This window comes from Kribbella sp. NBC_01245 (assembly GCF_036226525.1).
Lineage (GTDB): Bacteria > Actinomycetota > Actinomycetes > Propionibacteriales > Kribbellaceae > Kribbella.
Window position 1 is genome coordinate 1080351 of sequence record NZ_CP108487.1, and the last position, 25641, is coordinate 1105991.

At 68.0% G+C, this 25641-nt stretch carries 20 protein-coding genes; 10 read left to right on the forward strand and 10 right to left on the reverse strand.

Annotation, left to right across the window (positions count from 1 at the left end):
- Window positions 1-3: 3 nt before the first annotated feature.
- A complete protein-coding gene (locus tag OG394_RS04595; RefSeq protein WP_328993605.1) occupies window positions 4-975 on the reverse strand; it encodes a hypothetical protein in 972 nt (323 codons plus the stop codon).
- 222 nt (window positions 976-1197) lie between these two features.
- On the opposite strand from OG394_RS04595, the gene OG394_RS04600 reads away from it, so the two are divergent.
- Window positions 1198-1956 (forward strand): IclR family transcriptional regulator, encoded by a 759-nt coding sequence (locus tag OG394_RS04600; protein ID WP_328993606.1) that lies wholly within the window; start codon window positions 1198-1200, stop codon window positions 1954-1956.
- A 132-nt stretch (window positions 1957-2088) separates the two neighbouring features.
- Here the strand turns inward: OG394_RS04600 and OG394_RS04605 are convergent, their stop codons facing one another.
- Entirely contained in the window at window positions 2089-2538 is a 450-nt protein-coding gene (locus OG394_RS04605) for an Lrp/AsnC family transcriptional regulator (RefSeq protein ID WP_328993607.1), read from the reverse strand.
- A 157-nt stretch (window positions 2539-2695) separates the two neighbouring features.
- Between OG394_RS04605 and OG394_RS04610 the strand changes: the two genes are divergently transcribed.
- Window positions 2696-6196 (forward strand): indolepyruvate ferredoxin oxidoreductase family protein, encoded by a 3501-nt coding sequence (locus OG394_RS04610; RefSeq protein ID WP_328993608.1) that lies wholly within the window; start codon window positions 2696-2698, stop codon window positions 6194-6196.
- Between the two features lie 40 nt (window positions 6197-6236).
- A complete protein-coding gene (locus OG394_RS04615; protein WP_328993609.1) occupies window positions 6237-8150 on the forward strand; it encodes a hypothetical protein in 1914 nt (637 codons plus the stop codon).
- A gap of 35 nt (window positions 8151-8185) precedes the next feature.
- On the opposite strand, the gene OG394_RS04620 is transcribed toward OG394_RS04615, so the two are convergent.
- The 4 genes from OG394_RS04620 to OG394_RS04635 all read right to left on the reverse strand — a co-directional run bounded on the left by OG394_RS04620 (window position 8186) and on the right by OG394_RS04635 (window position 11182).
- On the reverse strand, window positions 8186-8968 hold the full coding sequence (locus tag OG394_RS04620) for an alpha/beta fold hydrolase (protein WP_328993610.1): 783 nt from the start codon (window positions 8966-8968) through the stop codon (window positions 8186-8188).
- Window positions 8969-9643: 675 nt separating this feature from the next.
- The gene (locus OG394_RS04625; protein ID WP_328993611.1) at window positions 9644-9850 is read right to left on the reverse strand and encodes a hypothetical protein; all 207 of its coding nucleotides are present in this window, start codon (window positions 9848-9850) and stop codon (window positions 9644-9646) included.
- A gap of 8 nt (window positions 9851-9858) precedes the next feature.
- Window positions 9859-10068: an FAD-dependent oxidoreductase gene (locus OG394_RS04630; protein WP_328993613.1), complete on the reverse strand. Its 210-nt coding sequence runs from the start codon at window positions 10066-10068 to the stop codon at window positions 9859-9861.
- A gap of 130 nt (window positions 10069-10198) precedes the next feature.
- Window positions 10199-11182, reverse strand: a complete 984-nt coding sequence (locus OG394_RS04635) for an iron-containing redox enzyme family protein (RefSeq protein WP_328993614.1) — start codon at window positions 11180-11182, stop codon at window positions 10199-10201.
- An 83-nt stretch (window positions 11183-11265) separates the two neighbouring features.
- Between OG394_RS04635 and OG394_RS04640 the strand changes: the two genes are divergently transcribed.
- Entirely contained in the window at window positions 11266-11481 is a 216-nt protein-coding gene (locus OG394_RS04640) for a CDGSH iron-sulfur domain-containing protein (protein ID WP_328993615.1), read from the forward strand.
- Window positions 11482-11541: 60 nt separating this feature from the next.
- Here OG394_RS04640 and OG394_RS04645 read toward each other — a convergent pair whose 3' ends face one another.
- From OG394_RS04645 to OG394_RS04655, 3 genes are all read right to left on the reverse strand, one after another.
- Window positions 11542-11934: a 50S ribosomal protein L11 methyltransferase gene (locus tag OG394_RS04645; RefSeq protein WP_328993616.1), complete on the reverse strand. Its 393-nt coding sequence runs from the start codon at window positions 11932-11934 to the stop codon at window positions 11542-11544.
- Window positions 11931-13091: a carboxylate-amine ligase gene (locus tag OG394_RS04650; RefSeq protein ID WP_328993617.1), complete on the reverse strand. Its 1161-nt coding sequence runs from the start codon at window positions 13089-13091 to the stop codon at window positions 11931-11933. The genes OG394_RS04645 and OG394_RS04650 overlap by 4 nt, the downstream gene beginning before the upstream one ends.
- Before the next feature lie 130 nt (window positions 13092-13221).
- Entirely contained in the window at window positions 13222-13446 is a 225-nt protein-coding gene (locus OG394_RS04655; RefSeq protein WP_328993618.1) for a DUF7218 family protein, read from the reverse strand.
- 527 nt (window positions 13447-13973) lie between these two features.
- Here OG394_RS04655 and OG394_RS04660 point away from each other — a divergent pair.
- The 3 genes from OG394_RS04660 to OG394_RS04670 all read left to right on the forward strand — a co-directional run bounded on the left by OG394_RS04660 (window position 13974) and on the right by OG394_RS04670 (window position 17007).
- Complete coding sequence (locus OG394_RS04660; RefSeq protein ID WP_328993619.1) at window positions 13974-14927, forward strand: carbohydrate ABC transporter permease; 954 nt, start codon at window positions 13974-13976, stop codon at window positions 14925-14927.
- Complete coding sequence (locus OG394_RS04665) at window positions 14924-15889, forward strand: carbohydrate ABC transporter permease (protein WP_328993620.1); 966 nt, start codon at window positions 14924-14926, stop codon at window positions 15887-15889. The genes OG394_RS04660 and OG394_RS04665 overlap by 4 nt, the downstream gene beginning before the upstream one ends.
- A 98-nt stretch (window positions 15890-15987) precedes the next feature.
- Window positions 15988-17007, forward strand: coding sequence for a dienelactone hydrolase family protein (locus tag OG394_RS04670; RefSeq protein WP_328993621.1), 1020 nt, complete (start codon window positions 15988-15990; stop codon window positions 17005-17007).
- A gap of 16 nt (window positions 17008-17023) precedes the next feature.
- On the opposite strand, the gene OG394_RS04675 is transcribed toward OG394_RS04670, so the two are convergent.
- Window positions 17024-18358 (reverse strand): ABC transporter substrate-binding protein, encoded by a 1335-nt coding sequence (locus tag OG394_RS04675; protein ID WP_328993624.1) that lies wholly within the window; start codon window positions 18356-18358, stop codon window positions 17024-17026.
- Window positions 18359-18473: 115 nt separating this feature from the next.
- Between OG394_RS04675 and OG394_RS04680 the strand changes: the two genes are divergently transcribed.
- The 3 genes from OG394_RS04680 to OG394_RS04690 all read left to right on the forward strand — a co-directional run bounded on the left by OG394_RS04680 (window position 18474) and on the right by OG394_RS04690 (window position 25531).
- Entirely contained in the window at window positions 18474-20087 is a 1614-nt protein-coding gene (locus OG394_RS04680) for a glycoside hydrolase family 43 protein (RefSeq protein WP_328993626.1), read from the forward strand.
- On the forward strand, window positions 20088-22049 hold the full coding sequence (locus OG394_RS04685) for a DUF6807 family protein (RefSeq protein ID WP_328993627.1): 1962 nt from the start codon (window positions 20088-20090) through the stop codon (window positions 22047-22049).
- A 185-nt stretch (window positions 22050-22234) separates the two neighbouring features.
- On the forward strand, window positions 22235-25531 hold the full coding sequence (locus OG394_RS04690) for a pectinesterase family protein (protein ID WP_328993628.1): 3297 nt from the start codon (window positions 22235-22237) through the stop codon (window positions 25529-25531).
- The last annotated feature ends 110 nt before the right edge of the window (window positions 25532-25641 follow it).

Below are 25641 nucleotides of genomic sequence, written 5' to 3' on the forward strand. Positions count from 1 at the left end.
CCCTCAGCTGGCGCTCACGAGGACGCGGACCAGGCCGGTCCCGCTCGGCAGCTCCGTCAGGGCCTTGCCGACCACCGCTCCGAAGGCGCGCTCCCGCTCGGTCACCCGGCGGGCGTGCCCGGGCGTAGACGAGGTAGTCAGCAGGTCGCCGCAGTGGATCGGCGCCTCGGAGGCGTCGGCCAACACCCAAAGCTTGCCCATGAGGGCGACCGGCGCGCCGCCGTCGTGGCGGTCGAGGACCAACGCCGGCCGGACGCCTCCAGCGCCGGAGACCACACCGGCGACCCGCGGGTCGTAGTCGTCGATACAGGGCCGGATCCTTCCCTCGTCGTCCAGGACGACCACCATGCCCGGGGCCACGGTCGGCTCGGCCACGGTGAGCTCCTCGGCGTAGTCCGCCCCCTCGAGCAGGAGGTCACCGGTCACCACCACATCGCCCTTGAAGTAGCCGGCGGGGGCTCCCTCGCCGTAGACGCCGGGTCCCTGGTGGGACAGCTGGTACCCGGCGACGCCGGCCATCCCCGGCGCCCGGGCGTGACCCTTGACACCGACGCCGCCGTTCAGGCCCTCGCCCAGTACGCCAGACGAACCGGCCGCGGCGTCGGCGTGGGTCTCGCCGTAGACGCCGATCCAGGTGCGGCCCACGCCCGAGACGCCGGTGGGGCCGTCACCAGCCACGCCGTGGCCCCCGGTCGTCGACTCGGTGTGGCCGAAGACGCCGTGCCAGGTCTTCCCCTCGCCGACCACCCCGACGCCGTTGCTCTGCCCGTACACGCCCGGCCCAGGGTTCTTGGCCGGGTCAGGCGGATCGGGGATGGGCACCTCGCTGATGCCGACGACAGCCCCGTGCCCCGGGGCGTAGCTGACGCCACGCACGCCGTTGAACACGTTGCTCTCGCCGTACACACCACCGTCGAAGTCCGCATGTCCGGTCTGGTTCCGGCTGATGACTGGATCGTCCTTGTACGCAGGCATAGGTGATCTCCCTTTGATTACTGGCTGTTGTTGGCCTCTATGAGCTCGCGGCCAGGTCCGCTGCTGAGTAGAACGCTGTCACTGCCGACTCGCCCAGACCAGCCGAGCGTGTCACTGAGTGACCTCGCGGCTCCCAGGTGTGCCTCTTTGGGCAGCAACAGATCCCAGCGGAAGTGTCATGCTGGCGGCGGGGTGTAGTTCTGCGATGACAGAGGGGGAGATATGGACGATCACACGGTGGCGGGGCGGGTAGCGGCGATTCTTGACGCCGTCTCTGCCGGCCCAGGGCCGGCAACGTTGGCCAGGCTGGCAGCCGAAACATGCATTCCCAAGCCCACTGTCCGCCGGATCGCCAACCAACTCGTCGACCAGCGCATGCTCCGGCGCGATCCCCAGGGATACCGCCTTGGCCTTCGCTTGATCGAGCTGGGCGGTGATGCTGCGACGCAGCTCGGCACAGCGGAGCTCGCGGCGCCGTTTGTACACGAGCTGCACGAGCGAACTCGCCAGATCGCCTGGGTGGGCACAGTCGACCATGACTCGCTTGTCGTCCTGGACACCGCCTATGCGCGGGAGCACGCTCCGATTATGGCCGCCGCGTGGTCCTCACGGCTTCCGATGACTGCACCAACGGCAGCAGCAAACCTCATCCTCGCGGCGAAACCAGCGCACGTGGAGCAGATTCTCCGATCCGGCGGCCCGACCAGGCTCACCCCCCACACCGTCACCAGCCCGCGCCTGCTACTCGGCAAGCTGCAGCGCGCCGCAGATACCGGCATCGCCCACGAGTGGGAAGAGACGCGACTCGGCTGGTGGTGCTGCGCCATGCTGGTACCCGCTCCCGCAGCGACCTACATCTTCGGTTTGACTGCGGAGACACACCGGACGCCAATGGCCTGCGGTGTCACCCAACTGCAGCGGGTCGCCGAACACTTTGGGCGCGAAGTGAACTGGCAGGCGCGGGTGTCGACGGCTCGGTAGTAGCCCACGAGGACGGCTGTGGCCTGATTGCCGGGTGCCGTCTTGGACAAGCCAGATCAGCAGCTCGTAGGTGTCGCGGCGGCGCACCTCCGGGAGAACCATCTGCTCGGTATCGAGTGCACGCTTCTTTTGTCAGCCGCGGCGGGTCCATTGTTCGAGGACTACGAGGGTTTTGGTGCTGGCGATGGCTTCGGCGGACCGTAGCGAGCTGACGACCCGGCGCAGGTCCTCCACGCCCTCGACCTGGATCCGGACCAAGGCGTCGGGGTCGCCTGCGAGCGTGAGCACCTCCTGGACCTCGGGGATCTGCGCGACGAATTCCATGATCTGCGCGAGGTCGAGGTCGTCGGCGAAGTGGAGTTCGGTCATCGCCTCGATGCCGGTCGCGATCCGGCCGTGGTTGATCTTCACGGTGTACCGCTCGATCACGCCGAGCTTCTCCAGCCGCGCGATCCGCCGCTGCACCGGCGCGACGGTGAGCCCGACCGCGGTCGCGATCTCGCGCAGCGGGCGGCGGGCGTTCTCCCGCAGGAGATCGAGGATCCTTCGATCGGTCTGGTCCAGGGTCGCTTGATCGGTCACGCAACAAACTCTACTCCGCAGGCGAGGTTTGTTGCGTGCGGAACTGGCTAATCGTCGTGGAGGTTGCGGGTCGTCGCCAAACTCGACGATGCAGCTTGTGGCGCAGCCGCTCAGACCTCAGGCTCGGGGGAACCGCCGCGGAACCCCTGGAGAGCCGATGACGACGACCATCGACCCCGCCGAGATCACTGTGGAGCGCGTCGCCGCGCCGCCGTACGACCTCGACGATCGGTTCCGGCCGTCCGGGCCGCCGACGCTGCTGACCGGCGTACAGGCGATCGCGCGGCTTCTCGTCGAGCATCGCGCGCTCGACCGGCGTCGGGGGATGCGTACCGCCTCCTTCGTTTCCGGCTACCAGGGCAGCCCGCTCGGCGGACTCGACAAGCTGTTGGCTGATCTGCGGGAAGTGCTCGACGAGAACGACATCCGCTTCGTCCCCGGCCTCAACGAGGAACTCGCCGCGACGTCGGTCTGGGGCAGCCAGATCGACCTGCCGCGGGGGACCGGCACTCACGAAGGCGTCACCGGCTTCTGGTACGGCAAGGGCCCAGGCGTGGATCGCGCGACCGACGCCCTGCGCCACGCCAACATGTACGGCGTCAACCCGCGCGGTGGCGCCGTACTCCTGGTCGGTGACGACCCAGCCTCGAAGTCCTCGACCGTGCCGGCGGTGAGCGAGCGGTCGTTGGCGGCGCTGGGTATCCCGGTCCTCTTCCCGCGCAACGCGGCCGAGATCGTGACGCTCGGCCTGCACGCGATCGAGATGTCGCGGACGACGGGTTGTGTTGTCGCGCTCAAGATCGTCGCGGACGTCGCCGACGGTGCTTGGGCCATCGACCCCACCGTGGGCGACGTCATCCCGGTCGCGCCCGCGATCGAGTGGGAGGGCAAGCCCTACCGCTACGAGCAGCGCCCGATGGTCCTCCGCCCCGACGCCATCGTGCGCGCCGAAGCGGATCTCGTTGGTCCCCGAACGGAGCTCGTTCGCACGTACGCCGTCGCGAACGGGCTCGACGTCGTCGACATCGACCCGGCCCACGCCACCGTCGGATTCGTTGCCTCGGGCAGCTGTTATGACTCGATGCGCCAGGCCATGACCGATCTCGGCGTCAGCGAAGAAGCACTCGCTCAGGCGGGCATCCGGGTGCTGCGGCTCGGTCTGATGAGCCCTGTTGCCCAAGGCACCATTCACTCGTTCGCCGCGGGACTGGACCGGATCGTCGTGGTCGAGGACAAGACGTCGTTCGTCGAGACCCAGATCCGCGAGATTCTCTACGGTACGCCGGGGGCGCCGCAGATCCTCGGCAAGCGCGACGCCGTCGGCCGTGCCCTGATCCCCGCCGACGGCGAGCTCACCTCGGGCCGCCTGCTCGCCCCGCTGCGGCACGTGCTGGCGGAGCTGGTGGCGATCACGCCGCCTGCCGCGAAACGCATCCCGCTGCCGCTGCTGTCCACCAGCCGATCGGCGTACTTCTGCAGTGGTTGTCCCCATAACCGTTCCACCGCGCTGCCCGAGGGGTCGATGGGCGGTGGTGGTATCGGCTGCCACGCCATGGTCACCATCTCCGATCGCGAGGACAGCGCCGTCACCGGTGTCACCCAGATGGGCGGCGAGGGGGCGCAGTGGATCGGCCAGGCATGGTTCACCGATGCCGGCCACATCTTCCAGAACGTCGGTGACGGCACGTTCTTCCATTCCGGGCAGCTCGCGCTCCAGGCCTGCATCGCCGCCGGCGTGAACATCACCTACAAGGTGCTCTACAACGACGTCGTCGCCATGACCGGCGCCCAGGACGCCGAAGGCGCGCTCAGCGTGCCGCAGCTGACCCACAAGCTGCGCACCGAGGGCGTGAAGAAGATCATCGTCTGCGCGGACGAGCCGGGCCGGCACCGCCGCCGCGACCTTGCGCCCGGCACTCTGCTCTGGGACCGGGACCGCCTCGACGAGGCGCAGCGGATGCTGCGGGAGATCCCTGGCGTGACAGTGCTGATCTACGACCAGCACTGCGCCGCTGATGCCCGACGCCAGCGCAAACGCGGCAGCATGCCTGCCCGTACCCAGCGCGTCGTCATCAACGAGGCGGTCTGTGAGGGCTGCGGCGACTGTGGCGTGAAGAGCAACTGCTTGTCGGTGCAGCCGGTCGAAACCGAATACGGCCGTAAGACCCGTATCGAGCAGACCTCCTGCAACACCGACTTCAGCTGTCTCGACGGCGACTGCCCGTCATTCGTGACCGTTGAGACCGCGCCTCGTCGTACACGCAAAGCTCCTTCCCGCAAGAAGCGTGCGGCCTTCCCGGCGCCGCCGGCGGTTGCGCCGAGCAGTGCGGAGGAGCGGATCACCGGTACCCAGAATGTCTTCATGGCCGGCATCGGCGGCACTGGCATCGTCACGGTGAACCAGGTGCTCGCCACTGCTGCGTTCCGGGCCGGGTATGCCGTCGAGTCGCTCGACCAGACCGGCCTGAGCCAGAAGGCGGGCCCGGTCACCGGTCACCTCCGGTTCGCCGACGGTGACCTCGAGCCGGCCAACCGGCTCACTCCCGGCTCTGCGGACTGCCTCCTCGGCTTCGACCTGCTCACCCTCGCCGAAGACCGGAACCTTGCCTACGGCAACGATGCCTCGACGCGGATCGTCGTCTCGACCAGTCGCACCGCGACCGGCGCGATGGTGTACGACCCGGCCGTGCAGCACCCTGAGGAGAAGGGACTCCTGGAGCGGGTCCGGACCGCGGGGCGCGACATGTTCGACTTCGACGCACTGGAGGCGGGGGAGCGGATCTTCGGCAACACGATCGCCGCGAACTTCCTGCTCGTCGGCGCCGCCTACCAGACCGGCGCTCTCCGGCTCCCCGCCGCGGCCATCGAGGAAGCCATCGAGATCAACGGCACCGCGGTCGCCGCGAACATCGCCGCCTTCCGCTGGGGCCGCGCGGCGGTCACCGACCCCGGCGCCTTCCGCGCTGCGGGAACTACCCCCACTCGGGCGGTGGAGCGCGACGTACCGGCCTCGGTCGCGGCCGCCGGCCTCCAGGGCGAGGTACTCCGCCTCGTCTCCCAGCGCGCCACCGACCTCGTCGCGTACCAGAACCTGAAGCTCGCCAACTCGTACGTCGACTTCGTCGCGCGGATCGCGGCCGCCGAACAGGCCGTCACCAGCGAGACCCGCTTCACCGAGGCCGTCGCCCGCAACCTGTTCAAGCTGACGGCGTACAAGGACGAGTACGAGGTCGCCCGACTCCTCACCGACCAGGAGTTCCTCGACTCCACCGGCGAGTCCTTCCCAGGTGGCGTGGTCTCCTTCAAGCTGCATCCGCCGGTGCTGCGGGCAATGGGCCGCACGAAGAAGATCTCCTTCGGCCCGAGGTCCCACGGGACACTGCGTGTGCTGGCACGGCTGAAGCCGTTGCGCGGCACCCGCGCCGACCTCTTCGGCTACGCGCACCTCCGCAAGGTCGAGCGCGACCTGCGAGACCACTACCGCGCGATGGTCACCAAACTGGGCGCCGAACTGGACCTCGCGTCGTACGACCGCGCAGTGGAACTCGCCAACCTCCCCGACCTAGTTCGTGGTTACGAGTCGGTCAAACTGCGCAACATCGAGGTGTACGCCGATGCCCTGCGGGACCTGGGCATCGACCCGCCCTCCTCGCGATAGCCTTTGCGTGGCCCGGCGTTCGCGTCGTTAGGTTGGGGCCATGCCGGAAACTTTCAAGCTCGGGGCCGGGTCCGTAGAGGTGGGCGACGACGGATCGGTGGTGGCTGTTTCGCATCCGGGCCGCGGGCAGTCGATGTTGCTTCAGGACAACGCCTGGCACGACTCCGCGCGCTATTGGGGCAAGGGCTTCGTGATCACGTCGCGGGGCAGCCACCGGTTCGACGCGCCCGCCTTCACCCGGTGGCGGCAGACCGGGATCGACCTGCTTTACCGGTTCGGCGAGCTGGAGTTGCGGGTCGGGCGGCGGTTCGGCGAGCAGTGGATCGAGACCTATGAGTTGCGCAATACCGGTGCCAGCCCGGTGGAGGTCGGTTCGCTCGCGATCAGTACGCCGTGGCGCGATCTGTACAGCTCGAGCCGCGAGAGCCTGCGCGAATCCGTCCACGCCCACGTATGGACCGGCGGTGCCGACGCGTGGGTCTGGACGGTCCCGATGGACGGCAGTGGACCCGGCCTTGGCCTGCGGCTACTCGAGGGAGAGCTCTGGTCGTACTCGATCGAGTCACGCGACAGCGCGACCAGCAGCAACAGTCGCGGCCACATCTACCTGCACGTCACCGACCACGCGCGGGCGCCGCACATGCTTGGCGGTCAGTCGCCGCTGACGCTCGCGCCAGGTGCATCGTACCGTTGGACCTGGCAACTGGAGTGGTTCGATTCGCTGGCCGACTTCCGGGCGAGCCGGCAGCCGCTCGTGGACGCGCCCGTGCTCGCCGCCGAGGTCGGACAATCGCTGGAGCTGCAGTTGGCTGACGGTGTCGCCGGCCCTTCGGTTGTCAGTTCGACGACGCCAGGTGTCCAGTACGTCGAGGTCACCGACGGCCACCGGCGGTCCCGGGTCGGGGTGCTCTTCCATGAGCCATTGCGCGAGATCGTCGAGCGCCGGGTGCGTTTCGTCCTCGACCACCAACGACCCGTCGAGCTGAGCGACAGCCGGCGGTTCTCCTTCGTGCCGTACGACGCTCGATCCGGGCTGCGGGTTTTGCCGGGAGGCTGGCGCGACTGGTCGGACGCGCGAGAGCGGATCGGGACGGCGTTACTCCTGCAGCAGGCGCGCGATCGCAGGTGGGGAGATCGCGCCGAACTGGACGAGGCGCTCAGCGGGTACCAGCAGTTCGTCTTGGAGCATCTGGTGTCGGCCGATGGCACGGTCGCGGACGACAGCGTGCACGAAGGGCACGTGCGGCTCTACAACTTTCCGTGGTTCGCTCGTTTTCTGCTCGGCCAAGGCGACAACGCAGGCGCCATCCGAATCCTCGACCGCTATTACGAACTCGGTGGCGAGCACTTCCTCGCCTTCGACCTCGGCCCGCTCCTTCGCGAGCTTGCCGCCACGGCTGACGCTGAGACGGCGGCCCGGCTGCGTGGGCATCTCGCTCGCCATGCCGGCGCATTCCTCGAGTACGGCGACGACCTGCCGCCTCATGAGGTCAACTACGAGCAGTCGATGGTCGCGCCCTTGCTGGAGCTACTGCTGGCCGCCTATCAGGAAGCGCCGGGCACGATCGACCCGTCCGAGCTGACCCGTCGACTGCCCTGGCTGACCGCGTTCGCCGCCGACCAACCCGACGTACGGCTCCGGCATGTCCCGATCCGCCACTGGGACGGGTACTGGTTCGGGCTGCTGCGTCTGTGGGGAGACGTCTTCCCGCACTACTGGTCTGTCCTCAGCGCGGCCGTCTATCTCTCCTGGCCCGACGAGCTCGGCCCGACCGAGGGACTCCGCGCCGCCGGGCAGGCCATCCTCCGCGCCAACCTGGCCAACTTCCACGCCGACGGCACCGCCACTTGTGCCTTCGTCTATCCGAGCGCGATCAACAACCTCCCGGCCCACATCGCCGACCCCCTCGCCAACGACCAGGACTGGGCCCTCGTCTACGCCCTGCGCTTCTAGCACGTACGGGCGACCGGTGCCGGCGTGTTCGACGCTCAGCGGTGCTGGTCGAGGAACATGGTGAGTTCCGCGAGAAACTGCGGGCGGTTGTCGCGGCGTACTGAATGGCCGGCACTGGCGATGTGTGCCGCCCGGAATTCGCCGGCGGCTGCTCGGGCGCATTGCTCCGCGTACTCGGTGGAGATCAGCGAGCCGCGTTCGGTGTCCCCATGGATCAGCAGTACCGGGCACGTTATCGCCGCCAGCAGTTCGGTCAGCGGGGCCGCTTCCTGAAACGGCAGATCGAACAGATCGGGGTTGAGTCGCGCCTTCGATACGGCCCAGGGCTCAAGCTCGTCATCGGGCCAGTGGGGGTCCTCGGATCGGCCCCGCGCGATCCGTGCAGGCAGATCGAGTGCTCGGAGGTCCGCGAGCCAACTCGGTTCGGACCACGATTCCTCCTGTTGGCCGGCAGGCGGCGCTCCAGTTGGCGGGTCCTCCAGCACAACCGCACGGACCAGGTCCGGCCTCGACGCGGCCAGGTAGGCGGCCGACATCGCGCCCATCGAGTGGCCGACCACGACCACCCCGCCGTCACGGGGCTGGCTCGACAGGACGAGGGCGGCATCGTCGCGCTGTGCGGAATAGCGGAGTGGTTCCACTGGAAGCCCGGACTCACCGTGCCCGCGCGCATCGATCGCGAGTGCCCGAATCCCAGGCATCGCGCCGATCAGTGGCTCCCAGCACTGCGCAGAGTCGGAGAAGCCGTGCAGGAAGGCAACCTCGGCCGCCGCCTCATCGGTCCGGTACCACGCCAGATGGGCCGTCCTGCCCCGCACACCGAACATGGTTGCGGACAATAGCGCAAACAGGCGGTCGAGACGTACGGCGGCTTCCCGCATCACTTCGTGGGCTGAGCCGGCGCCGCAAGGTTCCGGCCGGGCTTGGGCACCGTCTCGCACGTTATCTCAGTGCGTAGCGGCGGATCACCGTCTGCGCCAGAGTGGACCGTCGCGCGATCACCTTCGCCTTCAAGGAGACGTATTTCGCCTACCGGGGTGGTAGGGGATGCGGCGGCGGGGCGTTCGGCAGGTGCTATTTGGATAGTGAATTGAAGAACTCGCGGACGTCGCCGATCAGCCAGGTGATCCCAGCGTGCACCTATCGGGCGGAATGGGCGGATCCGACTCCTGCGGCCTGGCCGCGGTGCGTGCACAGTCAGCGGTGCAACGCCTTGCGGATCAAGTCTCTGGTCCGGTCCATAGGAGGTACGTTCGGCCGGTCTATCGCCTGGTTTGGTTTGCGATGGTTTGTTCGGTGGCTGGAGCGGTTCGACGGCGGGTCCGTTGAGGGACGCGGCCGCCGATGAATTCTTTGCCGACCTTCAGGTGAGCGTCACCGATACGAATGGCGTCGCTCTCGACGTCAAAGGTAGATCGGGTCCAGTCCTCCAGATCGGCGTACATCCTCGGTGTCTGGATCGGCGCCGGTTTCATGGCCGTTGCCGACGACGATCAGTCAGTTCGGGCCGGGGTGAGCCAGGGACGAGTGAACCGAGTCGGCGAATCGATGGAGATCGTCATGCTGCGAGGCGCGGGTTGGTTCAGGCGCACGGCCAGGGCGTACGAACGAGACGGCCGCAGCCTGGCGAAGTAGCCACCGACCAGGCCCGGGGGCAGCAGGGACGCGACGGCGACCTGGTTGGCGCGGACGGTTCCCATCGGGGTGGTCAGTTCACCGTTCGGTCACGTTGTTGCTTGAGATCGGTCACTCGGGTTTCCTCGAGCACGATGCCACCGCCGGTCGTGACCGCGGCGGCGATCCCGGCCAGATATCGACCGGGATGGAAGTGGAGCCGGTTGTCGAACCGCACTGCCGCCCGCTTCCCGGTCGTGTAGCCGGTGGTGCCGGTTCGCCTGGAGAGACAAGCTGAAGCCACTGGCTTTGCCAGTTCTTGAAAGTGCTGGCAAGGGAGTTCGGCCAGTAGTTGCTCCTGCACTCATCGCGCTCCAATACCCCAACGCACCGGCCCCAGACAGTGGTGGTCGCTACAGGAAAGAATTCCGTGCTCAGCTAGCCACGCAGCGCGGTTTGGTGGAGGGGGTGGCCCAACTGTCGAGGAGGTGCTGGGCGAACAGGTTGTCCAGGCCCAGACAGCAGGCTGCTCCGAACAGGATGTCGCCGACGGCGTCGGGGTGGTCCTGGGCGTAAGAATCGCAAAGGTCATGGGCCGCGATCTGCTCGTGGACCGCGTCGGCCTCGACGTGCTCGGTGAAGTATCGAGATGCGGCCGGGTCGGCTCCGAGGCGGGTCGCGCCGGCGGCGTACCGGCGGTTCGGCATCGTGGAGGTCATCTCGAGGGCGGCCAAGTGTCCAAGCAGCGCCCCGGTCCAACGGCGATGCACGGCGAACAACGACATGACGTTCGAGAATGCCAGGGTGACGGCCGGGACTTCGGGCACGTACCGGCCGTAGGTGTCGTCCAGGTCGAGCCAGCGCATCGTCGTACGGAACAGCTCGGCGTGCATCCGTTCCGGACGGCCGCCGCCGTACTCGTCGGCCTGAATCTCCACCAGTGCGGCCTTGGCCGGCCCGTCGAGGCGGGGGATACCGAAGCTGTGCGGATCGGCTTCCTTGAGTTGGTAGACCGAGCGGTTAAGGACGAACTCCCTGAATTCTTCCCGGCCGGCGTGACGATGCAGGTACGCCGCGAGCTCGGGGCCGTCGTCAGCGGCGCACAGTTCCCGCAGCGACTGGGACGGCCGATCGCCGGTGGTGGCGGGTCGGTAGCTGGCGGTCAACCATTCGAGCCAGGGACGTTCGAGTTCGGCACGGAATGCCAGGACGTCCAGGTCCCACTCCGCCGTGTCGTCGACGTCGTCGAATCCTCGGTAGTGCAGCTCGTAACAGCACCACAGGGCCAGTTGCAGGTCATCGTAGGCCCACGGTTGGCCGGCTCGGCCGTCGACCAGTGGTGGCGGAATGGTCCGGCTGCCACGTAGGTGGCTCGTCAGCCAGTTGGTCAGCGGCCCGCGGGGTGGGGGCAGGTACATGGTGTTCCTCCTTCGACCCCGCGCCGGTACCCCACGGATCGAGGCCTCAAGCCTTTTTGGTTGACGGCGGGTACCGGCACCGGATGAGTGAACCGCCAACCGACGTTGCCGTCATCCGCGCCTACGAGGATGGGCCGCTCCTCGTCCGGGGTACCTTCGAGCTGCGCGACGAGAGCGGCGCGGTGATCGATCCCGGCCGCGCGACGATCGCCCTGTGCCGCTGTGGCAGATCCGCCCTGAAGCCTTTGTGCGACGGAAGCCATTCGCTGGTCAAGAAGCGGCAGCGGTCGCCCGGATGATCACGACGTATTCTTCGTCGACATCGGCGGGGATCGTCCCCGCCGCTTGCTGCGCCCGCATCAGCGGACCCCAGCGGCCCCCGCTTGCACGCTCGCACCTCGACATTGACCAGGCCGGCCCGGCGCAGCCGCTCCAAGGTGGTGTCGGTGCCGATGAGGGACGAGTGGACGAGGAGCAGCGCCCCAGGGTGCGAACGTCCGGCCACGGAGCGTTCGGACGCGAAGGCCGTACCGGATGGCGTTCAGCCGGACCGTGAGCAGGGCTCGCCGAGAGACGTCGATCGCGGTTGTGGTCGCGCCGCACTGCGCCGCGGTGAGGGCGAGGACTCCGCTCCCGGTGCAGATGTCGAGCGCCTTCGAACCCGGTCCGAGGGGTTCCTGGCGGATGGCGTCGGCCGGCATCCACGAGTCGGAGATTGGGGCGAAGACGCCCGGAAGGGTCAGCAATTTCATGACGTGAACACCTCGGCGAGCCACGGGACCACGCCCTCGGGACCGAGCGATCGGAGGTGCTCGACCGGCGGGTACTCCACTATTGCCCGTACGTCGTCCAGGCCGCCCGGCGCGTACGGTTCGGTCGCGTCGATCAGGTCGTGGAGGCAACGGCGCGTAGGTCGGGCCTCGCCGGTGCGGAGGTCGAGGAGCTCCCCGCCGACGCCGTCGCGCAGCGCAGCCCACCGGTTCTCCGCGATCCGCCAAGTCGGCGCCGGCGGCTGGAGCTCGCCGAGGTGGTGCAGGTCGGTGAGCCTGGCGGCGAGCGCGTGTACGAGTCGGGCGATCGCGCTGGTCCGATCCGTGGTCGCCTGTACGTCGAGGACCCGCAGCTCAAGTGTGCCGTAGCGCAGGTGTGGTCGGAGCTCCCACCACCACTCCGACGCGTCGGCCACCGCGCCCCCTCGGACCATCCAAGCGAGGTCGTCGGCGAGTTGGTCCCAGGAGGCGATGATTGGGGGCACGCCTTGGCGGGGCAGCTGGGAGGCGATTACCGGACGGACCGAGCACAGGCCGGTGTCGCGTCCGGCGGCGAATGGGGCGGCTCCTGCGAGCGCGGCGAGCTCCGGGAGAAGATCCCGCAGCGCGTGATAGACGCCCAGCGTGCAGTCGGCGTCGCCGAAGGCCAGGTGCATCTGCAACGACGAGACGAGCTGCCGGCCAATGATCTCGCGGTAGCGGGCGCCGAGTCTGGCAGCTCGCTCCGTGGGCGACAGCGGGGTGGGTCCGCCGAGGAGAGGGTGGACGGGCGCGGCGATCGCGGCCAGGTCGGGACCGCAGGCGGCAGCGATCAATGCGCGACACGAACGCAGCTCGTCGATGGCACCCGCCGCGTCAGCGTGGACGGCAGTGGCGATCTCGAGCTGGCACGCCGGCAGCTCGGGCTTCACCCGGGCGTCGCCGATGCCCGCTAGTACGGCGGCGGCATCCGCAGGCAGCCAGTCATCCCGGCGCACCAGCAGCAGTTCCTCCTCGAACCCCACGGTCCCGCGAACAGTGTTCGAGAACAACGACCGCAGTAGCGCGCCGTCCAGGGGTGCGCCCTCGCCCTCGCCGTACGTCGGGGTGCCCGTGAATCCGTGGAAGCCGCTCGCATCGACCAAGGGCGCGCCCAACACCGGATGGCTCCTTCTCACCCCCGCTGCGGGGCGGACGGACTTGGCATCGGTCACGAGAGGCCTCCGGTTCGTGCCGGGCGCACCGGCTCACGCGGACCACAAGCGTGCAGCGCGACCCCGTGAGGGTCGATCACTTCTTCTTGGCTGCCGCTTTCCCGCCCTTGCGGCCGGCCTCCTTCTTCTGGGCAGTAGTCCCGCCCTGCTTGCTGCTACTGCCCTTGCCGCTCTGTTGGCCGCCGTGTTCGCTGGACTTCGGCGAGTTGGAGATCTTCGCCGCGCGCTCCTTGGACATTCCCTTGTCCTTGAGGGCTTCGTACTGCTTCTCGTTCTTGACGTTCGCCGACTTCCCAGGCATCGCTACCTCCAGTTCATCCAGCTAGCCGGTACCCGACCCCATTCGCCTGCTTCCACCGAGCCCTGCCGGACATCGGAACGTCAAAGCGCGTCCGCGTGGATGCTTTGCCGATGAGGCTTACCCCTCGGTGAAAGGGCGCGTGCGCACCTAGGTGATGCACCAGCGTCTGCTCAAGCATCTGCCGGTACAACCGGCCACGGTGCTGGACGTCCGCGGTGGAGGGGCGACGCTTCGAACTCAGCGAGCTCCTGCGGAGCCGGGGTGTATCACCGGTGTGCTGGTACGGAGTATGGCTGTTCGCCGACTGGCTCGATTTCGGTGGAGCCGAGTTGGACGCCGGAGCTTCAGAGCAACTAGCCGCGATCGCCGCAGTCGAAGCAGACGAGCCCCCTACGTCATCTGGGAACCGGTTCCCCGACCGAACGGCGGCCACGATCTTTGTATTCGGTCAGATGTTGACGCCATCTGCCCAGTACGTTTCACTAACGGGAAACCGGTTCCCCGTTCCCGGCGAGAGTGGAGAATTCATGACCGTGCTCAGTACCGCTGCGCCGCCGGCGGCCAATGCGCCGCGGCGGAAGCGGCAGCAGCGGCAGAAGCGGAACCGCCCACGGGAGCGGTGGACGCCGTACCTGCTGCTGGCCCCGGCGGGCATACTCCTCGCGGTCTTCTTGATCTATCCGATCGGCAGCGTCGTCTACTACAGCCTGTACAAGTACAACGTCACCAAGCCGTGGGACAACGGATTCATCGGGCTCGAGAACTACGCGACGATGTTGCGCGACGACCTGTTCTGGCAGTCCTTGCGCTTCACCGCCCAGTGGGTCGTGGTGGAGGTGTCGCTGCAGCTGGTCTTCGGTCTGGCGCTGGCTCTGGTGATCAACGAGACCTTCGTCGGGCGTGCCATTTCCAGGGCGATGGTGTTCTCGCCCTGGGCGGTCAGCGGCGTGCTGACCACCACCATCTGGCTGCTCATCTACAACCCGACGACCGGCTTCGGACGCTATCTCGCGGACGCCGGCGTGGGGTCGTACGGCACGAGTCTGCTGACCGAGCCGGGCACGGCTTTCTGGGCCGCCGTACTGGCCGAGCTCTGGCGTGGCGTCCCCTTCTTCGCGATCCTCATCCTCGCCGACCTGCAATCCATTTCCGGCGATCTGTACGAGGCCGCCGAGGTCGACGGCGCCGGTCGGTTCCGCCGGTTCTGGTCGATCACGCTGCCACACCTGCGCGCCGCCATCATCTTGTCCACGCTGCTCCGGGCCGTGTGGGAGTTCAACAACGTCGACCTGCTCTACACCCTGACCGGCGGCGGACCGGGCAACGCCACCATGACCCTTCCGCTGTACGTCGCCCGCAAGGCGGTGGACGCCAAGGAATTCGGCTACGGCTCGGCGCTGACCATGTCGGCGTTCGTGATCCTCGCTGTGTGCTCCGTCACCTACCTGTGGCTCGCCCGCGCGGGGAAGGAGACCGCATGACTCCCGTTGCAAGAACCGCCGAGAGGAACGACGACCAGATGACCAGCGCGACCGCGGTGACCGGCCCCGAGCAGGACGCGACGGAGACGGTGGCGGCTGGTCCGCGTCGGCCCGGTCGTCGGCCCGGTCGTCGGCCGACGGGCAGCGCCGCGGCACGACGGGCGCCGCGATGGGCGATCTACCTGCCGTTGGCGGCGTACCTGTTGTTCACCCTGATCCCGTTCTACTGGATCCTGCTCTTCGCCTTTCGCGAGACCGGATCCACCGCGCTCGTGCCGTGGCCGCTCACCTTCGAGCACTTCGACACTGTCTGGAACGGTGCCGGGTTCGGCGTGTTCTTCAAGAACTCGGTGATCATCGCGGTGCTGACGGTGCTGCTGACGACCGTGATCGCCCTGGCCGGCGGCTATGCCCTGGCCCGCTTCCGCTTCCGTGGCAAGAACGCATGCATGGTGCTGATGCTGTGCACGCAGTTCGTACCGGGCGCGATGATGCTGATCCCGCTCTTCGACATCTTCCGGACCACTCATCTGATCAACACGCTGTGGAGCATCGTCGTGGCCGATGCCGTCTTCCACCTGCCGCTGTCGATCATCCTGATGGCGGGCTTCATCAGGAACATCCCGATCGAGCTCGAAGAGGCATCCTGGGTCGACGGCTGCGGAAGGTTCAGCGGCTTCCGGATGACGGTGCTGCCGCTTCTGCGTCCTGGTGTGGTGGCCATCAGCTCGTTCGCCTTCATCTCCTCCTGGAACAACTTCCTGTTCGCGCTGATGTTCCTCAACTCCCAGGACCAGTTCACGATCCCGGTCGGCCTCAGCTATATGCTCGGCGAGTACAGCGTCGACTTCGGGGCACTCGCGGCCGGCGGCGTCGTCGCCGTGGTACCGGTGGTTCTGGTCTTCGCCTACGTGCAGCGCTTCCTGGTTCAAGGGCTGTCGGCCGGCGGGGTGAAAGGCTGAGCGCGTCGCGGCGCCCGTCGGCGATCGGCGGGTACGAGGACTGGCCCGCTGTCTGGCGCGCCGGCCCAGTCCTTGCCGGGGACGCTGTCACCACGGACGTGGCCACGGCGCTTGGCGTGCTCGCCCCGGCAGAGGTGCCACCGGTCGAGGTCGACCGGTGGCGCCATGACGGCCTGGTGACCACCGAGCTGTCGTGGCAGACCGCCTTCGGTCCACCGACCCGCGCCTGGCTCGTACGCCCCGAGCACGCGGATGACCGACCACTGCCGGGTGTACTCGCCTTGCACTGCCACGCGGGCGTCAAGCACGTAGGGGCGGAACGACTGGTGACGACGAGGACGCCTTCTCCGGGTGCGCTGAGGCTCCGTACGGCCTGCTACGAGGGACAGGCGCTAGCGGATGGCCTGGCCCGCGAGGGTTTCGCCGTACTGGCTCACGACGCCTTCGGCTGGGGATCACGCGGCTTCCGGCTCGATCCGCCATCTTGGCGGCTGCGCACCACGATGGCGGCTTACCGATCCCAGTGGTCGCACACCGGGCAGACTCCAGGCCCGGATGAGGTGTACGACGTTGCGGCGGCGGAGCACGAGGCGACGGTGGCGAAGTACGCCGGCGTGATGGGTACCTCCTTCGCAGGCGCGGTCGCCTACGACGACTTGACCGCCCTATCGGTTCTCGCCGCGACGCCCGGCGTGGACCGTCGGCGCCTGGGCGTCGTCGGCTTCTCCGGTGGGGGAGGCCGAGCCGTTCACCTGGCGGCGCTCGCCCCGGAGGTCTCGGCGAGCGTGGTGGTCTGCATGATGAGCACGTTCGCGGCCCTGTATCCGGCTTACCTGGATGCGCACTCCTGGTTGCTCGCCACGCCGGGGATCGGCCGGGACAGAGAATGGCCGGACCTGGCGGCCGCTCGTCGACGCCATCACCAGCTCGTCCTGTATGCCGAGGATGACGAACTGTTCCCTCCGCAGGGAATGGCGGATGCGGACGCGCTCTTGCGCCGCCACTTCGAGGGCGCCGTCGGTTCGTACCGCGGTGTCATGCTGCCCGGGCCGCACCGGTTCGACCGGGCCATGCAGGACCTGGCGGCGGCCTTCCTCACCGACACGCTCGCCAGGTGACCGCATGGCGACGCGGCTACTTCCCCGCGTGCTCGACGTACTCGGCTTGCGCCTTTTCGAACCGGTCGGCGTACTTGCTCAGGAAGGCCTCCGCGCCCAGCTTGCCTTGCAGGACGGACTGGAAGTCGGGCTCCATCTCGGTCTTCAGGATCGATCCCCAGTCGGGCAGGTAGGTGGGCAGCTGGATGTACTGCGTCTTCGGGTTCTCGGCCACCTTGACGATCTCCGTCAGCGGTTGAGCCTTCGAGATCCACGGAGCCTTCTGCGCCTCAAGCGACGCCGGCACCTGGCCCACGGTCTCCGCCCATTGGGAGTTGCCGTCGGTACTCACGAACTCGGCGAACTTCCAGGCCGCGGCCTTGTGCTTGCTCTTGGCAAGGACCCCGAGACCCGACACGGCAGGCGAGGTCGCGGTGACGACGCCGTCCGCGTTGGGGAACGGCTGCACGCCGGCCACGTTCTCGCCGCCGAGGGCTTTGAGGTGGTCCTGGTAGGAGCCGAGGTTGTGATGGGTGGCCCAGGCCGAGCCACCGTCGAACGCGGCGACGATCTTCGCGTAGTCGTTGGACAGGTCGGCCTTCGCGCTCACCGTGCCGTAGAGGGAGATGTACTTCTTGAAGGCCGCGACGTTCTCCGGCGCGTCCAGAGTCGCCTTGCCGTCCTTGGTCATGAACTCGCCGATCCCGGACATGCCGTACGTCATGGCGAACATCGGCGGCATCGCACCGGGGCCGCCACGGAACGCGAAGCCGAACTGGTTCGACTCCGGCTTCGTGAGCGTCTTCGCGGTGGCGAAGAACTCCTCATAACTGGCCGGTTCCTTCAGTCCGGCCTTCTTGAGCCAGTCCGTCCGGTACCAGATCACGTCCGACAGGGCGCTCAGCGGGAGCTTGAACAGCACCTTGTCGGCGGAGTTCCGGCGCTCGTTCTCGACCATCTTCGGGTCGATCTTCGCCTCCAGCCCAGCCTGCTTGAACGCGTCGTCCAGCGGCGCCAGCGCCTTCTGGGCGATCAGGTTGGCGACGTCGTTGCCGATCAGCAGCACATCGGGGACCTCGCCGGTCGCGAGCGCGTTGTTCACCTTCTGCAGGTACGACGAGTTGGGCAGCCCGACGTACTTGACCTTGATGTCGGGATTCGCGTCCTCGAACTTGGCGATGAGCTTTTCCCATTCCGCGGTGAGCCGCGGGTTGGCATTGGTGTCCCAGAACTCGATCGTGCCCGTGGGACCACCCCAATCGTCCGTTCCGGGCTGTGCCTCGCTGGTACCGCCCGGGCCGGCGCAGGCGCCGAGACCGATGGCCATTGCCGCCGCCACAGCGGCGAGACCGCTGACACGTCGCTGGTTCATGGTCCGCCTTCTCTCTACGATGACGTTCTTTGTCATGACTCCGGTGAGAAACCGGTTTACGAAATCGGACCATAACAGCTCGGGAACCGGTTTCCTATAGGTTAGGATCGGGGATATGAGGCGAGAGGATGCGATGAGCGGCTACGTGAATCCGGTGCTCGACGCGGACTGGCCCGACCCGGACGCCGTGCGCGTCGGCGACGACTACTACCTGGTGGCGTCGAGCTTCAACCGGGCCCCGGGACTGCCGATCCTGCACTCGACCGACCTGGTCAGCTGGGAGATCGTGGCGCGGGCGCTACCGCAGGTTCCGCCCGTCGAGCACTACCGCATCCCGCGGCACGGCAGTGGGGTCTGGGCGCCGAGCATCCGTCATCACCGCGGCCTGTTCCACCTGACGTACCCGGATCCAGACCACGGCATCTACGTCCTCACCGCGCCTGATCCGCGGGGACCGTGGAGCGAGCCGCTGCTGCTGATGGCGGGGACCGGTCTCATCGATCCTTGCCCGCTGTGGGACGACGACGGCCTGGCGTACCTGGTGTTCGGATGGGCTCACAGCCGCAGCGGTCACATGAACCGCCTCAGCGTGGTCGAGGTGACCGAGGACCTCCAAGCCGTCGTGAGTACGCCGCACACTGTCGTCGACGGGGACGAGATTCCCGGCTGCCGAACCTTGGAAGGTCCCAAGTTCTACCGCCGCGACGGGTGGTACTGGATCTTCGCACCCGCGGGGGGAGTGGCTACCGGATGGCAATCGGTGTTCCGGTCGCGGGAGGTCTACGGTCCCTACGAGCACCGGGTGGTGCTCGCGCAGGGCAGCACCCCGGTGAACGGGCCCCATCAAGGGGCGTGGATCGACACGCCTGAAGGCGAACACTGGTTCCTGCACTTCCAGGACCGTGGGGTGTTCGGCCGGGTGGTCCACCTTCAGCCGATGACGTGGGACGCGGACGGCTGGCCGGTCATCGGCGCGGCGCCGCCGGGAGCGACGACCGGAGAACCGGTGCTACACCACGTCCGCCCGGCGTTGGCCTCGCCACCGGCTGAACAGCGGGAGCCCGTCCGTAGCGACGCCTTCGAGTCCACCGAGCTAGGGCTGCAGTGGCATTGGCAGGCGAATCCCGAGCCCAACTGGCACGTCCTTCCAGGAGACGGGACGCTGCGCCTTCGCCTGGTCCCTGACGACCTCGGTGATCTACGCCGGCTCGGTCACGTACTGGGTCAGCCGCTGCCCGGTCAGCCTTCGGAATGGGTCACGTCCGCGCGACTCGGCCCTGCGCCGGACGGAGCGAGGGCCGGACTGGTGGTTCTCGGTGCGGCGTACGCGTGGATCGGTCTGATGCGGACGCCGGGCGGATTCCACGTGCTCTGCCGGCGATCGATCGACGGTCCGGGGGAGCAGACGTTGGCCCAGGCGGCCTTGCCGGAGGATGACGACGAGGTCGAGTTGCGGGCCCGGTGCGACGCGCGAGGGGTGGTGACGTTTGCCTGGCGTCTTTCCGGAGGCGTGGAATGGCAGCAGGTTCCGTCTTCGTTCACCGCCCAGGCGGGACGCTGGATCGGTGCGGACGTCGGACTGTTCGCGGCTGCCCCGCTCGGCACGCCGGGCGGGATCCGCACGGTCAGCCTGATGGCGGGAGACGATACTGCGGCAGAGGTCGTGGGAGGCTACGCCACGTTCCACGCGGTTCGCGTGGGCATGGGATCAGGGGAGGGCAGGGTCTAGATGGCACGGCAACTCAAGAGCGGCACGACCATCGGCGAGGTCGCAAGGGCCGCGCAGGTCTCGCGTTCCACGGTTTCCCGGGTGATGAACGGCCAGGCGAACGTCGCACCCGAGATCGCGGCCCGTGTCCACGCCGCCGCCGACCAACTGCGGTACCGGCCGAGCAAGCTGGCCCGCGGCCTTTCCCTGGGCCGTACCAATACCGTTGCCCTGGTGGTTCCCGACCTGGGCAACCCGATGTTCCAGCAACTCCTGCGCGGCGCCATGGCGGCGGCCGACGAGATGGGATATCGCATCCTCGTCGCTGAGACGGTGGAGAACCCGGCCCGGGAGGCCGAGGTGGCGCTGGAGGCACGTCTTCGTTGTGACGCGGTGATCCTTGCCGCTCCGAGGATGCCCGAGGAGGAGTTGCTCGCTCTCCTGCCGCAGGTGAAGCCGGCCGTGTTGTTGAACCGGCTGGTCGAGGGGGTGCCGGCCCTGACGGTTGACTACGCCATGGGGATAGGCCTGCTGGTGGATCATCTGGTGGAGAACGGTCACCAGGATCTGGCGTACGTCGCCGGGCCGCCGAGTGCCGCGTCCCACCACGTGCGGGCCAAAGCCCTGGAGGAAGCCCGGACCCGGCATCCGTTCCTGCGGGTGCGAACCATCGCGGGTGGCTCGACGGTGGATGCCGGTTACCGGGTGGCTGACCAGGTGCTGGAATCCCGCGCCACCGCGGTCGTGGCGTTCAACGATCTGGTGGCTTTCGGCCTGCTCGCCAGGCTGAACGAGACTGGTGTCGCGGTGCCTGGGGACATCTCGGTGACGGGCTTCGACGACATCGAACTGGCGCGTTTCGCCACGCCGTCGCTGACGACCGCGGTGGTGCCACAGGCCGAGGTCGGCCGGCGCGCCTGGGCACGATTGATCGCGAGCATCGAAACGGCGGGCGTCGAGCCGGGTGAGGTCGAGGTCATCGAGCCTTCTTTGGTGGTGCGCTCGAGCACCGGACCAGTGCCCCCGGCCCGGCGCCTCGGCGCGCCTTCGTCCGGCACAGCCGGCCTGATTCACCGCAATCTGGACAACGGGCTCACCGCCGAGTGGAAGCTCGAGGATGACGGTGCCGTGTTCGAAGGCCTCGACGTACCTCTGACGCACTACGTGAGCGGCGCGGCCATGCCGCGGGTCCACAGCCCGAGGCCGCACTTGCACCCGGTCCACTCGCTGTCCGGCCGAGCGTTGACCCTGACGAGCCCGGTGGACCATCGACACCAGTACGGGCTGTCCCTGACAGTGGCGGACGTGGATGGAACGACGTACTGGGGTGGCCGTACGTTCTTGCCCGGGCAGGGCCCGACCCTGCTGTCGAACCATGGGCGGCAGATCAGCACGCGACTGACCGTGGAGGGGACAGCCGGGCTGGTCGACCGGATCATCTGGGCCGATCAGAACGATCGCCAGCAACTGCTCGAGGAACGCCGACTCACCGGTGTGCTCATCGCCGAAGCGGAGGCCTGGGCGTTGGGCTGGCACAGCGCGCTGACGGCGCCGTCCGGCGCGACGATCGCGAGCCCGGCCGTCAACGGCCGCCCAGGAGCCGGGTACGGCGGCATCTTCTGGCGCTTCCCCTTTGCTGAACGCACCGAGCTCCTCACCGTCGACGGCACCGGCGAGTCGGACGCGCACGGCTCGAAGTCGCCGTGGTTGGTGGTCAGTGCCCTGTACGGCGACACGTGGACGTCGGTCGTACTGGTCCAGGATGCCGAGGAGCCGCTGCCGTGGTTCGTCCGGTTGTCGGACTACGTCGGCGCCGGTCCCTCGCTGGCGTGGGACTCGGCGCGAGTGCTGGCGCCAGGCGAGACCTTCGACACCTCGTTGGTCGCGCTCGTCGTGGATCGACGGCTCAGTCAGGCGGATGCCTCCGACCTGGCGGCACTCGCCGTGGCCCGGGTGGATTCGGCACGTCGTACCGCCGGCTGAAATCGCCGAACCCCGGTTGGTCAGAAACCGGTCCCTCACCCGATCGTGGTGAGAATTCCCTTCGCTGGCTGGCGAGACCTTGCCGAACAGCGAGTGCGCCATTAGCCTCTGAGAAACCGGTTCCCCAGCAGTGGACGAAGGCTGTCCCCGACGGTTGAGCCCACCGCCCATCAGAAAGGCGAAGGATGTACTTCACATCAGCTGAGCCGACCCCGCCAATCCGCCCCAAGGCCCGTTCGTTCCTCGTCGCCTGCGCCGCAGTGGCTCTGGTCAGCGTGCTCGCGACCCCCTCACCGCAGCTCGCGGCGGCCGATCCAGGTCAGTCCGCTGCGGCCGTGACGCCCGACTTCGATCGCCAAAGGCTCGCGCCTGGAGACGGCTGGGCTTCAGCCGACGGCGGTACGACGGGCGGCGCGGACGCGGCGCCCGGCAACGTCATCGACGTCGACACCCGCGACGAGCTCGCCGCCGCGGTGCAGGGAGACGTACCCAAGATCGTCCGCGTCATCGGCGACATCGACGCACGCCGGCGGGCCGACGGCACTGCGATCAGTTGCGTCGACTATCAGCGTGACGGATACACGCTGGAGAACTACCTTCAGGCCTTCGACCCGGCGCACTGGTCCGGTCCGGCCTCAGGTCCGATGGAGCTCGCCCGCAAGGCTTCGGCAGCCGCCCAGGGCCAACAGGTGAAGATCAGGGTCGGGTCCAACACGACTCTCATCGGTGCCGGACAGGTCAGCCTGACCGGGCTGCAGGTGGACGTGGAGAAGGTCAGCAACGTCATCATCCGGAACCTGCGGATCTCCGACGCGTACGACTGCTTCCCCGGCTGGAACGGCGAGACCTGGAAGACGGAGTACGACAACCTGGTGGTGAGCGGGTCGACGCACGTGTGGCTCGACCACCTGACGCTGGACGACGGGGAGACCGTCGACGCGGAGCAGCCGGAGTACTTCGGACAGCGCTTCCTGCGGCACGACGGCCTGCTGGACGTGGTGCGCCAGGCCGACCTGGTCACGATCTCGTGGAGCCGGCTGGCCGGCCACGACAAGTCCATGCTGTGGGGCAACGGCGACACGGTCACCGCCGACCGCGGCAAAATCCGCGTCACCCTGCACCACAACGAATTCGTGGACCTGGTCCAGCGCGCGCCCCGGCTGCGGTTCGGCCAAGCGCACGTTTACGACAACCTCTACCGGGTGACCGACCCGGCCCACTATGAGTACTCGTGGGGCGTCGGTGTCGAGTCGAGCATCATCGCCCGGCAGAACACGTTCGAGCTCGCGGCAGGCGTCGAGGCGGCCGACATCATCCACGGCTGGGGCGGCACCGGCATCGATGCGGTTGGGACCTGGGTGAACGGCCGCGAGACCGACGTGCTCGCCGCCTACAACGCTGCCCACCCCGAGGCGCCGCTGTCCGGCGTCGTCGCAGGTACGGCCGGCCCGCACGGCGTCATCCAGCCCGCGGATCTCGCGCGGCAGGCGGTTGAATCGTGGGCAGGAGCAGGCCGGCTGAGTGCCGGAGCGGACCCGACCGATCCGAACGTGGCCGCCGCCGCGCTGCTCACATCGATGGGCGCTCCCTCGACCACGAGTACCGACGGCCCAGTGTGGTCGCCGCTGGCAACTGGATTCGCCTCAACGGCAGACGCCGAGCACCCCCGCGGGACGACTGGAGGCACCGGCGGCCGGACGGTCACCGTCACCACGGCGGCAGAGTTGGCCCGCGCGGCCGTCAGCCCGGAGCCGCTGACGATCCTGGTCAGCGGAGAGATCGCCGTGCAGCCATGGGGCTCCATGATCAAGGTCGCCGCTGACAAGACGATCGCGGGCATCGGACGTAACGCTGCCCTGGTCGGAGGCGGCCTGTTCGTTGACCGTGTGGACAACGTCATCATCCGCAACCTGGTGTTCCGGGATTCCTATATCCCGGGCGACTGGGACGGTAAGCGGCCCGACAACGACAACGACGGCATCCGGGTCGACACGTCCAGCCACGTCTGGATCGACCACAACGAGTTCGCCCGGTTGGGCGACGGGCTGGTCGACGTACGGAAGGACTCGACCGCCGTAACCCTGTCGTGGAACGTGTTCCGGGACCACAACAAGGCGATCGGCGTCGGCTGGACGAGCAACGTCGTCACCACGATCACGTTGCACCACAACTGGATCACCAACACCTACCAGCGCAACGCGAGCATCGACAACGTGGCCGCGGGCCATCTCTACAACAACTACCTCGACGGCATCGGCCAGTACGGGACGATGTCGCGGGGAGCGTCGCGGCTGGTCGTCGAGAACAGCGTGTACGCGAACGCGGAGGACCCGATCGTCGTCAAGGATCCGGCTTCGAAGCTGCACTCCCGCGGCAACCGGTTCACCGGAACGCACGGGCGTCGCGACAACACCGGCCCGACCTTCGACCCCGCCTCCTTCTACGCCTACAACGCTGATCCCGTGGATGGCGTGGCCGGCCTGGTGATGGCTCACGCGGGAACGATGGCCACCGATGAAGTGGTCGGCGATCAGGTGCGCGTGGCGCTCGACGGCTCGGGTGACACGGCAAGCATCAGTGCCGCGGTCGGCGCGGCCGCACGGGCGAACCACCCGGTCACGGTGCTCGTTGCGCCAGGCAACTACCGGGAGATCGTACGGCTCTGGCCGGACGCGGACGGTGTCACGATCCGGGGCGAGAGCGGAAACCCGGCCGATGCGATCCTCCAGTACGACCTGCCGGCCGGCGGAGCGAAGTTCTACGGCGGGACGTACGGCGCGAATCTTTCCGCCACCCTCGGGAGCCTCGCGGCGAACGTGCGGTTCGAGGACCTGACGATCCTCAACGCCTACGACGAGAAGGCGAACGGATCGAGCCAGGCGCTGGCCCTGCGAACGACCGGCGATCGCACCATGCTCGACAATGTCCGGCTGCTGGGCAACCAGGACACCTATCTCGCCGACACACCGAGAAAGGATGTGATCTCCCGGGTCTACGTCCGCCACTCCTTCATCGAGGGCGATGTGGACTTCGTCTACGGTCGCGCCACCGCGGTGTTCGACCGGTCGACCATCAACTCGGTCGACCGCGGCTCCAGGGTCAACGGCTACGTCACGGCTGCCTCAACCCCCGAGGGGCGGCGCGGGTTCCTGTTCACCGAATGCCGCTTCGTCTCCGAGGCGGCTCCGGGCACGGTGTTCTTGGGCCGGCCCTGGCACCCGAGCAGCGACCCATTGGTCGACCCCGCCGTGGTGGTCCGTGAATCCTGGCTCGGTGCCCATATCGGCACACCGGCCTGGACCGACATGAGTGGCTACTCCTGGCGGGATGCGGAGTTCTTCGAGCACGCCAACACCGGCCCAGGGGCGGTGGGCGACGAGCCCGTCGACGGTCGGCCCCAGCTCAAAGGGACGGAGGCCAAGGCGCATACGCCCGCGGCCTACCTGAACGGCACCGACGGCTGGGCGCCCTGGCGTAGTTGACGTTTCGCGGCAGGCTCCGGGAGTTCGGCTCCCGGAGCCTGTGTCGCCGGACCGCTCGGGTCCGGCTCGTGGTACCGCCCGCGTCAACCGACGGGCGCCATCGACGGAAA

Coding starts and splice junctions, on each gene's coding strand:
- OG394_RS04595 (WP_328993605.1), bottom strand. CDS start 975: ATGCCTGCGTACAAGGACGATCCAGTCATCAGCCGGAACCAGACCGGA.
- OG394_RS04600 (WP_328993606.1), top strand. CDS start 1,198: ATGGACGATCACACGGTGGCGGGGCGGGTAGCGGCGATTCTTGACGCC.
- OG394_RS04610 (WP_328993608.1), top strand. CDS start 2,696: ATGACGACGACCATCGACCCCGCCGAGATCACTGTGGAGCGCGTCGCC.
- OG394_RS04615 (WP_328993609.1), top strand. CDS start 6,237: ATGCCGGAAACTTTCAAGCTCGGGGCCGGGTCCGTAGAGGTGGGCGAC.
- OG394_RS04625 (WP_328993611.1), bottom strand. CDS start 9,850: ATGGGAACCGTCCGCGCCAACCAGGTCGCCGTCGCGTCCCTGCTGCCC.
- OG394_RS04635 (WP_328993614.1), bottom strand. CDS start 11,182: ATGTACCTGCCCCCACCCCGCGGGCCGCTGACCAACTGGCTGACGAGC.
- OG394_RS04640 (WP_328993615.1), top strand. CDS start 11,266: ATGAGTGAACCGCCAACCGACGTTGCCGTCATCCGCGCCTACGAGGAT.
- OG394_RS04645 (WP_328993616.1), bottom strand. CDS start 11,934: ATGAAATTGCTGACCCTTCCGGGCGTCTTCGCCCCAATCTCCGACTCG.
- OG394_RS04655 (WP_328993618.1), bottom strand. CDS start 13,446: ATGCCTGGGAAGTCGGCGAACGTCAAGAACGAGAAGCAGTACGAAGCC.
- OG394_RS04660 (WP_328993619.1), top strand. CDS start 13,974: ATGACCGTGCTCAGTACCGCTGCGCCGCCGGCGGCCAATGCGCCGCGG.
- OG394_RS04665 (WP_328993620.1), top strand. CDS start 14,924: ATGACTCCCGTTGCAAGAACCGCCGAGAGGAACGACGACCAGATGACC.
- OG394_RS04675 (WP_328993624.1), bottom strand. CDS start 18,358: ATGAACCAGCGACGTGTCAGCGGTCTCGCCGCTGTGGCGGCGGCAATG.
- OG394_RS04680 (WP_328993626.1), top strand. CDS start 18,474: ATGAGGCGAGAGGATGCGATGAGCGGCTACGTGAATCCGGTGCTCGAC.
- OG394_RS04685 (WP_328993627.1), top strand. CDS start 20,088: ATGGCACGGCAACTCAAGAGCGGCACGACCATCGGCGAGGTCGCAAGG.
- OG394_RS04690 (WP_328993628.1), top strand. CDS start 22,235: ATGTACTTCACATCAGCTGAGCCGACCCCGCCAATCCGCCCCAAGGCC.